This is a genomic window from Streptomyces sp. MBT65 (assembly GCF_016612545.1).
Classification (GTDB): Bacteria; Actinomycetota; Actinomycetes; order Streptomycetales; family Streptomycetaceae; genus Streptomyces.
The window spans coordinates 1-12,694 of record NZ_JAENRY010000085.1; the positions used below are offsets into that span (position 1 = coordinate 1).

At 70.3% G+C, this 12,694-nt stretch carries 9 protein-coding genes and 2 pseudogenes; 4 read left to right on the plus strand and 7 right to left on the minus strand.

Going from position 1 to position 12,694, the window contains the following annotated elements:
* Positions 1–334 precede the first annotated feature (334 nt).
* Positions 335–1,330, plus strand: coding sequence for a phospholipase D-like domain-containing protein (locus tag JHN63_RS20505; protein ID WP_200682565.1), 996 nt, complete (start codon positions 335–337; stop codon positions 1,328–1,330).
* On the opposite strand, the gene JHN63_RS52830 is transcribed toward JHN63_RS20505, so the two are convergent.
* Together JHN63_RS52830 and JHN63_RS52835 are read right to left on the minus strand one after the other, a co-directional pair.
* A complete protein-coding gene (locus tag JHN63_RS52830; RefSeq protein ID WP_307781931.1) occupies positions 1,327–1,686 on the minus strand; it encodes a helix-turn-helix domain-containing protein in 360 nt (119 codons plus the stop codon). The genes JHN63_RS20505 and JHN63_RS52830 overlap by 4 nt on opposite strands.
* A complete protein-coding gene (locus tag JHN63_RS52835) occupies positions 1,683–2,429 on the minus strand; it encodes a hypothetical protein (RefSeq protein WP_234477441.1) in 747 nt (248 codons plus the stop codon). Before JHN63_RS52835 ends, JHN63_RS52830 begins: the two co-directional genes overlap by 4 nt.
* A 169-nt stretch (positions 2,430–2,598) precedes the next feature.
* Between JHN63_RS52835 and JHN63_RS20515 the strand changes: the two genes are divergently transcribed.
* Both JHN63_RS20515 and JHN63_RS20520 read left to right on the plus strand, forming a co-directional pair.
* Positions 2,599–4,224 (plus strand): DUF4158 domain-containing protein, encoded by a 1,626-nt coding sequence (locus tag JHN63_RS20515; RefSeq protein ID WP_200682566.1) that lies wholly within the window; start codon positions 2,599–2,601, stop codon positions 4,222–4,224.
* Between the two features lie 136 nt (positions 4,225–4,360).
* Positions 4,361–4,912 carry an HdeD family acid-resistance protein gene (locus JHN63_RS20520; RefSeq protein WP_200682567.1) on the plus strand — a complete coding sequence of 184 codons (552 nt, stop codon included), beginning with the start codon at positions 4,361–4,363 and terminating at the stop codon, positions 4,910–4,912.
* 73 nt (positions 4,913–4,985) lie between these two features.
* On the opposite strand, the gene JHN63_RS20525 is transcribed toward JHN63_RS20520, so the two are convergent.
* From JHN63_RS20525 to JHN63_RS20545, 5 genes and pseudogenes are all read right to left on the minus strand, one after another.
* Positions 4,986–5,441 (minus strand): MarR family winged helix-turn-helix transcriptional regulator, encoded by a 456-nt coding sequence (locus JHN63_RS20525; protein ID WP_200682568.1) that lies wholly within the window; start codon positions 5,439–5,441, stop codon positions 4,986–4,988.
* 83 nt (positions 5,442–5,524) lie between these two features.
* Positions 5,525–6,141: pseudogene (locus tag JHN63_RS20530) on the minus strand (DinB family protein).
* A gap of 75 nt (positions 6,142–6,216) precedes the next feature.
* On the minus strand, positions 6,217–7,125 hold the full coding sequence (locus tag JHN63_RS20535) for a GlxA family transcriptional regulator (RefSeq protein ID WP_200682569.1): 909 nt from the start codon (positions 7,123–7,125) through the stop codon (positions 6,217–6,219).
* Positions 7,126–7,135: 10 nt separating this feature from the next.
* Complete coding sequence (locus tag JHN63_RS20540; protein ID WP_200682570.1) at positions 7,136–7,735, minus strand: isochorismatase family protein; 600 nt, start codon at positions 7,733–7,735, stop codon at positions 7,136–7,138.
* Between the two features lie 101 nt (positions 7,736–7,836).
* Positions 7,837–11,189: pseudogene (locus tag JHN63_RS20545) on the minus strand (pyruvate carboxylase).
* Between the two features lie 235 nt (positions 11,190–11,424).
* Here JHN63_RS20545 and JHN63_RS20550 point away from each other — a divergent pair.
* Positions 11,425–12,648 (plus strand): chitinase, encoded by a 1,224-nt coding sequence (locus tag JHN63_RS20550; protein ID WP_200682571.1) that lies wholly within the window; start codon positions 11,425–11,427, stop codon positions 12,646–12,648.
* Positions 12,649–12,694: the final 46 nt, after the last annotated feature.

Here is a 12,694-nt window from a genome sequence, read left to right on the forward strand (position 1 = left end):
GTGGGGTGGGGCATGGGTGCTCCTGGGTCGGGGCGGGTGTCGGGGCGCAGCGTAGGCGCTCCGCCGGCTGCGGTGGTATTCGGCGCCGTCGCACATCGACACAGTCCCGCACCCCTCCGGGGCACCGCAGAAACCGCGTGCTACGAAGTCTTTGCTAACTCGCGGGGACCCCATGAACCACCCCTCACCTGCACGGAGTCCCCTTTGTCCACTCACGCCCGCGACGGGTAACCCCGAGTTCACCGAGGTTCCCTTCCTCCGCGTTCTACGCGCGTGGTGTCATGCACCTGCCCGCCACCCCCCATGTGGGCATCAACTCGACTAGGAGTCACTCATGTTGAGGACGTTCCTCGGCCGCGCGGGTGTCGCGCTGGCAGCCGGCGCCACGCTCTTCGTCACGGCCGTCCCCGCCGACGCCGCGACCTACACCGCGTTCGCCTTCTCGCAGGCGGGCACCACGCAGCCGACCATCTACGACTTCATCAACTCGGCCACCTCCTCGCTCGACATGACGATGTACGAGCTGGAGGACACCACCGCCGTCAACGACCTGATCGCCCTGGAGAAGAAGGGCGTCACCGTCCGGGTGGTCCTGGACCGCGCGCACCAGTCGGCCAACGGCTCGGCGTACACGGCCCTGACGAACGCGGGCGTGGGCGTGGTGTGGTCGCCGTCGAGCTTCGTCTACACGCACCAGAAGACGATCACCGTGGACGCCACCAAGTCCCTTGTCCTGACCGGCAATCTGACCTCGCAGTACTACGCGACCGGCCGCGACTACGGCGTCTTCACCGACGACACCCGTGATGTCGCCGCGATCGAGAAGGTGTTCAACGCGGACTACGCCGGAACCTCGATCACCCCGACCGACGGAGACCATCTGCTCTGGTCCCCCACCGACTCACGCAGCCGCCTGCTGACCGTCATCAACGCGGCCACCAAGACTCTGGACGTCGAGGAGTTGGAGTTCAGCGACAGCACGGTGGTCAACGCGATCGTCGCCCGGGTGAAGGCGGGCGTGACCGTGCGGGTGGTGCTGGAGACGCCGTCGAGCTACGCCAGCGAGGTGTCCGCGGTCGAGGCGGCCGGCGGCACGGTCGTCGGCTACTCCGACCCCGACGGGTTCTACATCCACGCCAAGGCCATGGTCGCCGACTACGGTCTGTCCACCCAGGAGGTGGAGGCGGGTTCGATGAACATCAGCAGCAACTCCCTTTCCAACAACCGGGAGTTGGGCATCATCCTCACCGGGACGGGGGTGGCCCAGTCCGTCGCCACCACCATCGAGACCACGTTCAAGAGCGACTACGCGGGCGGTACCGCCGCCTAGGGCCTCCGTGTGTCGTCGGTCGACTCCGAGGTCGGGGGCCTCGGAGTCTGCCGCACAGCCCGTAGGGCGAGGGCGAGTTCGGTGATGCCGCGGGGGTCGGTCAGTGAGCGGCCGGTGCGTTCGGCGATGCGGCGCAGCCGGGTGCGCACGGTGTTGGGGTGGACGTAGAGCTGCTTGGCGGCCTCCTCGGCGGAGCCGCCGCCGTCGAACCAGGCCTCCAACGTGTCGAGCAGCAGGGCGCGTTCGTCGACGGGCAGGGCCTCGATCGGGCCGAGGACCTTGGTGGCGACGCGGGCCATGACGTCGGGTGCTCCGGCGGTGGCGACGGCGAGCGGCGCGTCGTCGAAGACGGTCACGGCGCTGCTGCCCGCGTCGCCGCCGCGCAGGGCGACCTTGGCGAAGCGCAGGGCGTCTCCCGTAGGTCCAGGTCGTCGTAGGCGGGGCTCACCCCCACGCGCCGCTCGGCCCGGTCCCGCAGCACCTCGATCAGGGCGCGCAGGTCCCGCGGGGTGCGCAGGTGCACGATGCCTAGCTGGAGTTCGGGGCGCAGTCGCCAGGCGGACCTGACGGCGCGCCGGGTGAGGAGGGCCGCGATGTCGGGCAGGGCCTGTCTGCCGATCCCGGGTACCTCGGCGGCGACCACGACGAACGGGCCCTCGCGCGGGACGCCCAGGACCTCGGCGGCGGACCACACGGCGTCGGCGTCCATGCTCCGGCCCTCCAGGAGCGCCTCGACCAGTGCCGAGCGCTCCTGGTCGCCGGCGAGGAGGCGTTGGGCGACCGCGTCGTGGTAGCCGGAGACCATGGCCTCGGTGATGCCGTCCTGGATCTCCCACATGGCGGAGGCGGCGGCGACCAGAATGTCGTTGCCCACCAGGGCGGTTGTGGTGGCCTCGGCGACCACGGTCTCCCAGAAGTACTTCACGCCGAGGCGGTAGGCCGTCATCACGCTGGGCAGCGGCACGTTCTGCCGGGCGCGTCGGCGGCCGATGCCGGCCGCGGCCTCGGTGTCCAGCGGCACCTGTCCGGTGAGTGCCTGGAGGGCGTTGCCGACGTGGGTGCGGCAGGCCTCCTCGGGGTCCAGCCAAGGTGAGCCCAAAAGCCGCCACGGGGTGATCTTGAAGCCTTGATCCCCTGCGGCTCCTGTACCACCGTACCCCGGTGCGCGTCCTGGATTCCGGAGTTCTGATCTTCGCAGCGTTGTGGGCCGGGGAGGATCGCGCGTGCGCGTGTGGCGCCTTCGAGGGCTGGCGTCGGGTGGGGTGGGGATGGCCTCGATCGAGCGGACCGCGTACCCGCGGTTCAAGCGGCCGATCACCGCGCGTGAGCTGCATGTGTTCTTCACGCCCAGCGAGGAGGAGCGGGTCTGGGCTGAGGAGGTCACGGACTGTGACGAGCATCAACTTGCTCTGCGGGTGGCGCTGAAGTCGTATCAGCGGATGGCGTGCTTCCCGAAGGTGTATGACGTGCCGGACCAGGTGGTGGAGTTCGTGCGCCGGGCGGTGGGGCTGCCCGAGAGCACGCTGCCGGTGTACGCCTCCGGGCGGACAGCCGAGCGGTACCGGTCGTGGGTGCGGGAGCGGTGCGGGGTGCGTTACGACGGCCCAGCAGCGCGCACGCTCGCTGAGGAGACGATGCGGGCGGAGGCGTCGAAGAACAACCCGGCGGACCTGATCAACATCGCGCTGGAGAAGCTGGTCGAGGCCGGGCTGGGGATACCGCGGTTCTCTACGCTGGACGCGATGGCATCTGCGGTGCGGGGTCGGGTGAACGAGGAGATCCTGGCAGGCATCCAGAACCGGATGGCCGCGGAAGAGCGGCGCCGGGTGCTGGGGATGCCGGATGTGATCGGGCTGGACCGCAAGACGCTGTTCAACGCGCTCAAGCAGAACCCGGGCCGGGCGAGCTGGTCGAACTTCAAGATGCTGAAGGACCACCTGGAGTGGGTGGACGGGCTCGGGGATGCCGGCAAGTGGCTGGAGGGGGTCGCCTCGGCAAAGGTCGCGGACTTCGCCGGCGAGGCGGAGGCCCAGGACGCCGCCACCTTGAAGGACTACACCGTCAGCAAGCGAGTGGCGTTGACCGCGTGTCTGGCGGCCAAGGCCCGAATGCGCGCCCGGGACGACCTGGCCACGATGTTCTGCAAGCGCATGGCTGCGAAGGCGAAGAAGGCCCGCGAGGAGCTGGCCGAGATTCACTCCCAGCAGCAGGAGATCGTGGAAGCACTGATCGGCAACTACCGCACCCTGCTCCAGCATGTCGACAAGGACGGGCCCGCGCAGACCGCCCGGGCGAGGGCCGCCGCGCTGACGAAGCAGGCACTGGACGCGCTGGAGGGCCTGGAGGAGGAGGCCAGCCCTGCCGAGGTCGCCGAGCGGCTGGAGGGTAAGGTCTCACCCGCTTCGTTGCGCCAGCCGCGTGAGCGACCACGCGCCCAGCGCACCCAGCGCCGCCGCCGGCAGGACCCGTGGAACAGGCTCGCTCCGCCGCCGTACGCACCAGACCGCCAGGGCGACGACCGGGGCGAGCAGGGGCGACGGCCTGCACCGTTCCCACGAGGCCGTCGCGCAGTGCCGGAGGCAGCGCGGTCGCCGTGTCGAGGAGTCCCTGCTGGGCCGCGCGGACGATGTCGCGGGTGGCGACGGCCGGCAGCACGGCCACGAGCAGGTTGGCCAGCGACACCAGCAGCCGCCACAGATCGACCGCCCGCCGCACGGTCCGTCGCGGCGGATCGTCGATCACCGGAACCGGGACCGGGACCGGCCGGCTGCCATGGCCTTCGATCCCACTGGTCACGTCAGCTCCTTGTCCACGGGCCGAAGGCCGGAAGGGACCGATGCTCGCGCCGTGACGCGGTCCGTGCATCCGTCAGACGGCTGCACGGGTTTCTGTGACGACGGTAAGGGAGTAAGGAAGTAGCGGATGCAGTCGTATGACAGATCGCGGCAGGGAGGCGCGACTCTAGCCTTCCTGGCGAACCATGGCCTCGGGCGAAGAACGAGGCGACACCCTCGTCTGTGGAAGGTGACCATGTTCACTTCACCCAATGTGCTCCTCTGGCGCGGTCTGCTCGCCGTCGCCCTCGGCGTGGTCTCCGTCGCATGGCCCGGCATCACCGTCGGCGCCTTCGTCGTTCTCTTCGCGGTCTACGCCTTCCTGACCGCGGCGACGGACAGCGCCCGCGCCTTCACCTCCGACAAGGTGGGACCCGTCGTCGGCTGGCTGCTGCTCGCCGCGCTCTCGCTGGTGGCCGGCGTGGTCGCGCTGGCATGGCCCGGCATCACGGCGCTCGCGCTCACGATCTGGATCGCCGCGTGGGCCCTGACGACCGGCGCCATGGAGACAGCCATGGCCTTCCAGCGCGACGAGACGGCGGGTGAGCGGACGCTGTATCTGCTGACCGGCGCGGTGTCGATCGTGTTCGCCTTCTCCCTGTTCGTCCGCCCGGACATCGGCGCCGTCTCCCTCGCCACCGTCTTCGGCCTGTTCAGCCTCGTCTACGGCGTCTCGGCGGTCTTCGCCTCGTTCGAGGAGCGGCGCCGCCGTCACGACGCGAGCCGGCGCGAACCGGTCCGCGCCTGAACTGCGGGCGGCTGACACCCGCGTGGCGCCGGCCGACGGAAACGGCGCCACGCGGCACCGGAGCGGTTCGCTTTCAGTCGAACTTCTCGACCACCGTCTCGAACTGCCGCACCATGGCCGACAGCGACCGTCCGTCGAGATGGTCCATGACCCGCTTGCGGGCGCTCGCGAGGTGGATCGGATAGGCCGACTCGAGCCGCTTCAGCCCTTCCGGGGTGAGGGTCGCGACATTGCCGCGAGCGTCTCCCTCGTAGCGCCGTTTCACGACCTGGCCGCGGCTCTGCAGCGCGTCCACGACACGGGTGATACGGCTCGCCGACAGCGCGGTGGCCGCCGCGAGATCCGCCATGCGGAGTTCCTGGTTCTCGGCCTCGGACAGGCTCATCAGGACGACGTACTCCGTGAGCGTCAGTCCCGTGGACCGCAGCAGATCGTCGTCCAGCGAACGCGGCAGCGAGACGATGACACGCATCAGGGCACGCCAGAAACGCTCTTCCTGTGCGGTCAGGGGTTCCTCGGCAGCGGCCATCCGTGCAGATGAGCGTGCTCAAGCGAGGAACCTCAAGCGGTTGCTACCCGCGGTGCCCACCTGCTCGCCCGGTCCTGTGCCGGTCAGCCGCGCTCTCGGTACAGATCGCGCAGCATGGCGATCTCGGCTCCGTGGTGCAGCACTTCCTGGTTGACCCACCACACGATGTCGATGAACGGCTCCTCCGCGTCGCTGCCGTGCGGATAGGTGCAGTACCCGACGGTGTCGAGCGCGGTGTCGTCGACGCCCAGCACCGCGCCTTCCGCCAGGCGCCGGCGGCGGCGTCGAAGGCCGCGACCGCACCGGCGGCGTCACCGACGACGGGGTGGTCGTCGCGGGTCAGTGTGCGGGTGCCGGCCGTGTGGTCGGCGCGGAGGGTGAGCATCTCGGTGAGATGGCTCAGGCGCCAGGCGAGGGTGGTGAAGGGGGGCGGCCAGGGGTGCGGGTACGACGCGGCGTCGCGGCCCCAATCGCCCTGTCCCGCAAGGAGAGTTGCCCGTTCTCCGGGACCGTCCGCACGTCGTCGCACCGACCAGCAGTCGGGCACCGGTTCCCAGAGGTACTCCACGTCCGTCATAGGCCCGACCCGGGTGTCCGTCCCGTCTCCGCTGTCCATGACGGGCCCTGCCATACGGCCGGACAGGCGCTCGCACGCGAAGTCGAACTGGTCGAGCAGCGGAGCGAGACGGGGTGGGATCACTGGGCACTCCTGGGGGCGAGCCGGTCGGTCGTCGACCCGGAAAGCTAACAGCGTTCCCGCCGGACCACCCCTCAATTACTGGCTGCGGGCGCGCAGTCGGCGCAACATGCGCGGATCCTCGAAGCCGACCGAACGGGCGGCGGTGTCGATCGTGGCGCCGTGGCCGATGAGGTGCTCGGCGCGTTCGAGGCGCAGGGTCTGCTGGTAGCGCAGCGGGGTGAGCCCGGTGGCCCGGGTGAAGAGGCGGGTGAGGGTGCGTTCGCTGACGCCGACCGCCGAGGCGAGGGCGGGCAGGGGCAGCGCTTCGTCGAAGCGGGTGTCGATGAGGTCCTGGGCGCGGTGCACGGTGTCGTCGAGGTGGGAGCGGTGCCGGAGCATCGCGCTGGTCTGCGGGTCGTGGCCGTTGCGACGGGCGTAGACGACCATGTCGCGGGCGATCTGGGCGGCCACGGCGGGTCCGTGCCGGGTGGCGACGATGTGCAGGGCGAGGTCGATGCCGCTGGCGATGCCGGCCGAGGTGATGACCCGGTCGTCCGTGGTGAACAGGACGTCGCGGACGACCGTCGCCTTCGGGTGGCGCCGGGCGAGTTCGTCCTGGACGTCGTGGTGGGTGGTGCAGTGGCGGCCGTCGAGGAGTCCGGCCCGGCCGAGCGCGTCGGCTCCGGCGCAGACGCTGGCCACCGTCCCGCCCCGGGCATGGTGGTCCCGGACGACCCGCAGCGCGGTGGCGCCGATTTCGGGCCCGTCGGCCAGGGTCACGGCGCGCCAGCCGGGTACCACGACCAGGTCCTCGGGACCCAGCTCGGGCCAGTCGAGCCCGGCCGCCAGCGGCAGCCCCTGGGCGCTGGTGACCTGGGGCCGCTCGGCGACGTAGGAGAGCGTGTACGGGTGCCCGAAGTCGGCCGCCGTAGAGAAGACCTGCGCGGGGCCGGCCAGGTCCAGCAGGTGGACTCCGGGTACCAGGAAGAAGACGACGTGGCTCACGATCCGGTCATCATGCCCGATGGGTCGCGGCGGCTTCCAGTTCGTCGACCGTCGCGATGGTGGCGAAGCGGCCGGCGAGGGCGTACTCGGTGCGCCGGATGATCTCCTCGGCGGGGAGGGTGCGGGGGTCGGCCAGCAGCTCGGCGACGGTCTGGTCGGCGGGCGCGTCGCGGTGCGGGATCGGGTTGGTGGCCGTCGCGTCGGTGACGAAGGTGACCCGGTAGCCGAAGTCGCTCGCGACGCGGGTGGTGGTCTCGACGCACTGTTCGGTGCGGATACCGCAGACGGTGAGCTCGCGGACGCCGTGTTCGGTGAGGAGCTGTTGCAGGTTGGTGGTGGTGAAGGCGTTGTGCGAGGTCTTGTGGAGGAGCGGTTCGCCGTCCGCGCGCTCCAGTCCGTCGATGAGGCGGACATGGCCGAGGGCCGGGTCGAAGACGTCGCCGCTGCCGGGCTCGGAGTGCAGTACCCACACCACGAGGTCGCCGGCCCGGCGGGCGAGCTGGACCAGACGGTTCGCCTGTTCGGCGATCTTCGGGTCGGAGATGGTCTCCCACAGCGGGCGGGCGCGGAAGGACTCCTGGACATCGATGACGATCAGTGCTCGGGTCATGTCCCCAGACTGCGCCGTGCGGGTGGGGCGGCGACAGGCCGCATCGGGTCCGGGACCGGACCGATCCGGTCACCGGGAGGCGGCCTGTCGTGCCCTCCCGTCTACCCCAGTTCGACGAGCAGGTCGCCGCCCTCCACCTGCTGGATGCGGTTGATGGCGAGGCGGGAGACCCGGCCGGACTTGGGCGCGGTGATCGCCGCCTCCATCTTCATGGCCTCGATCGTGGCGACGGTGACACCGGCCTCCACCTCGTCGCCCTCCTCCACCGCGAGGGTGACCACGCCCGCGAACGGGGCTGCCACATGGCCGGAGTTGGCGCGGTCGGCCTTCTCGGTGACGGGGACGTCGGCGGCGGCTGCCGTGTCCCGCACCTGGACCGGGCGGAGCTGCCCGTTCAGAGCGGACATCACGGTGCGCATCCCGCGTTCGTCGGCCTCACCGACGGCCTCCAGCTCGATGAGGAGCCGGACGCCCGGTTCCAGGTCGACCGTGTACTCCTTGCCGGGTCGGATGCCGTAGAAGAAGTCCTTGCTGTCCAGGACGCTGGTGTCGCCATAGGTCTGGCGATGCGTCTCGAACTCCCGCGTGGGGCCGGGGAAGAGGAGGCGGTTGAGGGTGGCGCGGCGGTCCTTGTCGAGGGCCGTGCGGTCCTCGGGGCTGAGTTCCTGTACGGGCTTGGGGGCGGCGCGGCCCTGGAGCGCCTTGGTACGGAACGGCTCGGGCCAGCCGCCGGGCGGAGTGCCCAACTCGCCGCGCAGGAAGCCGATCACGGAGTCGGGGATGTCGTAGCGGTCGGGGGACGCCTCGAAGTCGGCGGGGCTGACACCGGCGCCCACCAGGTGCAGGGCGAGGTCGCCGACGACCTTCGACGACGGGGTGACCTTGACGAGGTGGCCGAGGATGCGGTCGGCGGCGGCGTACATCGACTCGATGTCCTCGAAGCGGTCGCCGAGGCCGAGCGCGATCGCCTGGGTGCGCAGGTTGGAGAGCTGTCCGCCGGGGATCTCGTGGTGGTAGACGCGGCCGGTCGGCGAGGCGAGGCCCGCCTCGAAGGGGGCGTAGATCTTGCGGACGCTCTCCCAGTACGGCTCCAGGTCGCCAATCGCCTGGAGGTCTAGGCCTGTTGGACGGTCGGAGTAGTCGGTGGCGGCGACGATCGCCGACAGCGACGGCTGCGAAGTGGTGCCCGCCATGGAGGCCACCGCGCCGTCGACGGCGTCCGCGCCGGCCTGGATCGCGGCGAGGTAGGTNCGTGGGTGTGGAGGTGCACCGGGAGGCCGAACTCGCGGCGCAGCGCGGAGACGAGGGTCGCGGCAGCGGGTGCGCGCAGCAGGCCCGCCATGTCCTTGACGGCCAGGACGTGAGCGCCCGCCTCAACGATCTGTTCCGCGAGCCGGAGGTAGTAATCGAGCGTGTACAGGCGCTCGTTGGGGTCGGACAGGTCCGAGGTGTAGCAGAGGGCGACCTCTGCGATCGACGTTCCGGTGGCGCGTACGGCGTCGATGGCCGGGCGCATCTGGCCGACGTCGTTCAGGGCGTCGAAGATGCGGAAGATGTCGATGCCGGTGGCGGCGGCCTCCTGGACGAAGGCGTCGGTCACCTGGGTCGGATACGGCGTGTAGCCCACGGTGTTGCGGCCGCGCAGCAGCATCTGGAGGCAGATGTTGGGGACGGCCTCACGCAGGGCGGCGAGCCGGTCCCAGGGGTCCTCGGCGAGGAAGCGCAGCGCCACGTCGTAGGTGGCGCCGCCCCAGCACTCCAGGGAGAGCAGTTGGGGCACGGTGTGGGCGACGACCGGGGCCACCGCGAGGAGGTCCTTGGTGCGGACGCGGGTGGCGAGGAGCGACTGGTGGGCGTCGCGGAAGGTGGTGTCCGTAACGCCGATCGTCGGGGATTCGCGCAGAAGGCGGGCGAAGCCCTCGGGGCCGAGTTCGGCGAGCAACTGCCGTGATCCGGCCGGGGGTTCGCCGGTCGGGACCGGCGGCAGCTTGGTGGTGGGGTCGATCAGGTCGGGGCGTTCGCCGTGCGGCTTGTTGACCGTGACGTCGGCGAGGTAGGTGAGCAACTTGGTGCCGCGGTCGGCGGAGTGACGGGCCGTCAGCAGGTGCGGGCGCTGCTCGATGAACGAGGTGGTGATCCGTCCGGCCTGGAAGTCCGGGTCGTCCAGCACCGCTTGGAGGAAGGGGATGTTCGTGGCCACACCGCGGATGCGGAACTCGGCGACGGCACGCCGTGCGCGGTTGACGGCGGTGGTGAAGTCCCGTCCCCGGCAGGTGAGTTTGACCAGCATGGAGTCGAAGTGCGCGCTGATCTCCGTACCGGCATGGGTGGTTCCGCCGTCGAGCCGGATGCCGGAGCCGCCGGGCGAGCGGTAGGCGCTGATCCGGCCGGTGTCGGGGCGGAAGCCGTTGGCGGGGTCCTCGGTGGTGATACGGCACTGGAGGGCCGCGCCGTGCAGGGTGACCGTCTCCTGGGAGAGGCCGAGGTCGGCGAGGGTCTCGCCCGAGGCGATGCGCAACTGCGCCTGGACGAGGTCGACATCGGTGACCTCCTCGGTCACCGTGTGCTCGACCTGGATGCGCGGGTTCATCTCGATGAAGACGTGCTTGCCGTGCGGGTCAAGGAGGAACTCGACGGTGCCCGCGTTGCGGTAGCCGATCTCGCGGGCGAAGCGGACGGCGTCGGCGCAGATGCGGTCGCGCAGTTCCGGGTCGAGGTTCGGCGCGGGGGCCAGCTCGACGACCTTCTGGTGCCGGCGTTGCAGCGAGCAGTCGCGCTCGAAGAGGTGGATGACGTTGCCCTCGCCGTCGGCGAGGATCTGCACCTCGATGTGGCGGGGGTCGACGACGGCCTTCTCCAGGAACACCGTGGCGTCGCCGAACGCGGACATGGCCTCGCGGGCGGCGGCCTCGATGGACTCGCGCAGGGTGGCCGGGTCCTCGACCCGGCGCATGCCGCGTCCGCCGCCACCGGCGACGGCCTTCACGAACACCGGGAAGCCGATCTCCTCGGCGGCGCGCACCAGTTCGTCGACGTCCGTCGAGGGCTCCGAGGAGCCGAGCACCGGCACACCGGCCGCGCGGGCGGCGGCGATCGCCGTGGCCTTGTTGCCGGTCATCTCCAGGATGTGGGCGCTGGGACCGACGAAGGTGATGCCCGCCTCCTCGCAGGCGCGGGCGAGTTCGGGGTTCTCGGAGAGGAACCCGTAGCCCGGGTAGACCGCGTCCGCTCCCGCGCGCTGGGCCGCGCGGACGATCTCCTCGACCGAGAGATAGGCGCGGACCGGATGCCCGGGCCGGCCGATCTCGTAGGCCTCGTCGGCCTTGAGCCGGTGCAGCGAATTGCGGTCCTCGTGGGGGAAGACGGCGACCGTGCGCGCGCCCAGCTCATAGCCGGCGCGGAACGCCCTGATCGCGATCTCGCCACGGTTGGCGACCAGCACCTTGCGGAACATTCCCGATCCCTTCAGCCTGCCGGTGACGTGCACCATGGTGTCGGCGCCGCCCCTATAACGCCATGTGAGCCGGGACACTAGTCGCAAACGTGTCGCGCGAGGCGCTCCACCGGGCCGTCGGTAAAGAAATCGTATGGTCTAGTCCAAAGTGAGCTTTGGTCCAGTCCAATCCATTGACGTGACCGCGACAGCGCCAGAAGCTGATGGCCTCCCCCACTCCCACCGGAGGCACAACGTGACACGTCTTCGTGCATGTCTGGTCGCGGCGGCCGCCGTGACGACCGCCGCCGCGGGCACGACCGCGCTGGTCGCGACCAACGCCCAGGGCGCCACCAGCGCGGCCACCGCGCTCAGCAACCGCTGGTACGCCGCGGCCCCCTACCTGATGCCGACGGACAACAACCCGCCCGACGCCGGCACCATCATGGACGCCACCGGCCTCAAGGCCTTCCAGCTCGCCTTCGTCCTCGCCCCCAACGGCGGCGGCTGCACCCCCACTTGGGGCGGCACCTCACCGGTCTCCTCGGACACGGCCGTCCAGTCGGTGATCAACGCGATCCGCGCCAAGGGCGGCGACGTCTCCGTCTCCATCGGCGGCTACGGCGGCACCAAGCTCGGCCAGGCCTGCTCGGACCCGGCCTCGACGGCGGCGGCCTACCAGCAGGTGATCTCCAAGTACGGCCTGCACGCGATCGACTTCGACCTGGAGGAGCCGGAGTACGAGAACACCGCGGCCATCCACAACGAGATCGGCGCGGCGAAGATCCTCCAGCAGAACAACTCGGGTCTGTACGTCTCCGTCACCACGGCCGGCACGGCGGACGGGACCGGCTGGTTCGGCAAGCAGATGTTGCTGGAGGCGAAGTCGCAGGGGTTCACGCCGAACAACTTCTCCATCATGCCGTTCGACGGCGGCTTCAACGGCGCGGCCTCGCAGACCAGCGCGCTCACCAACTTCAACTCCATCCTCCAGTCCACGTTCGGCTGGGACCAGGCGACCGCGTACGCCCATGAGGGCTTCTCGGGGATGAACGGGCGCAGCGACACCGGCGAGTACTTCACCCAGGCCGACTTCCAGACGGTCCTGAACTACGCCACCAGCCACAACATGGACCGCTTCACGTTCTGGTCGCTCAACCGCGACCGTCAGTGCAGCCCGGTCGACAACGGCGGTACCACGTCCGGCACTTGCTCCAGCGTGGCGCAGAACGCGTGGGACTTCGCCAAGTACTCGGTGCAGTTCGCGGGCGTGACCCCGCCGACCACGACACCGACGCCTACTCCGACTCCTACGCCGACCCCCGGCACCTGCAAGACGGCATGGAGTTCCACGGCCGTCTACACGCAGGGCAACGAGGTGTCGTACGGCAACCACAACTGGGTGGCCAAGTGGTGGACCCAGAACGAGGTGCCCGGTGCCTCCCAGTGGGGCCCCTGGCAGGACGAGGGCGCCTGCTGATCCGGCGGGATCGGCAGGACGTGGGCCGCGACGTCGAGCAGGCCTT

Excerpts from the sequence above, each read along its gene's own strand:
- JHN63_RS20540 (WP_200682570.1), bottom strand. The coding sequence starts at position 7,735 with ATGACCCGAGCACTGATCGTCATCGATGTCCAGGAGTCCTTCCGCGCC.
- JHN63_RS20520 (WP_200682567.1), top strand. The coding sequence starts at position 4,361 with ATGTTCACTTCACCCAATGTGCTCCTCTGGCGCGGTCTGCTCGCCGTC.
- JHN63_RS20525 (WP_200682568.1), bottom strand. The coding sequence starts at position 5,441 with ATGGCCGCTGCCGAGGAACCCCTGACCGCACAGGAAGAGCGTTTCTGG.
- JHN63_RS20515 (WP_200682566.1), top strand. The coding sequence starts at position 2,599 with ATGGCCTCGATCGAGCGGACCGCGTACCCGCGGTTCAAGCGGCCGATC.
- JHN63_RS20505 (WP_200682565.1), top strand. The coding sequence starts at position 335 with ATGTTGAGGACGTTCCTCGGCCGCGCGGGTGTCGCGCTGGCAGCCGGC.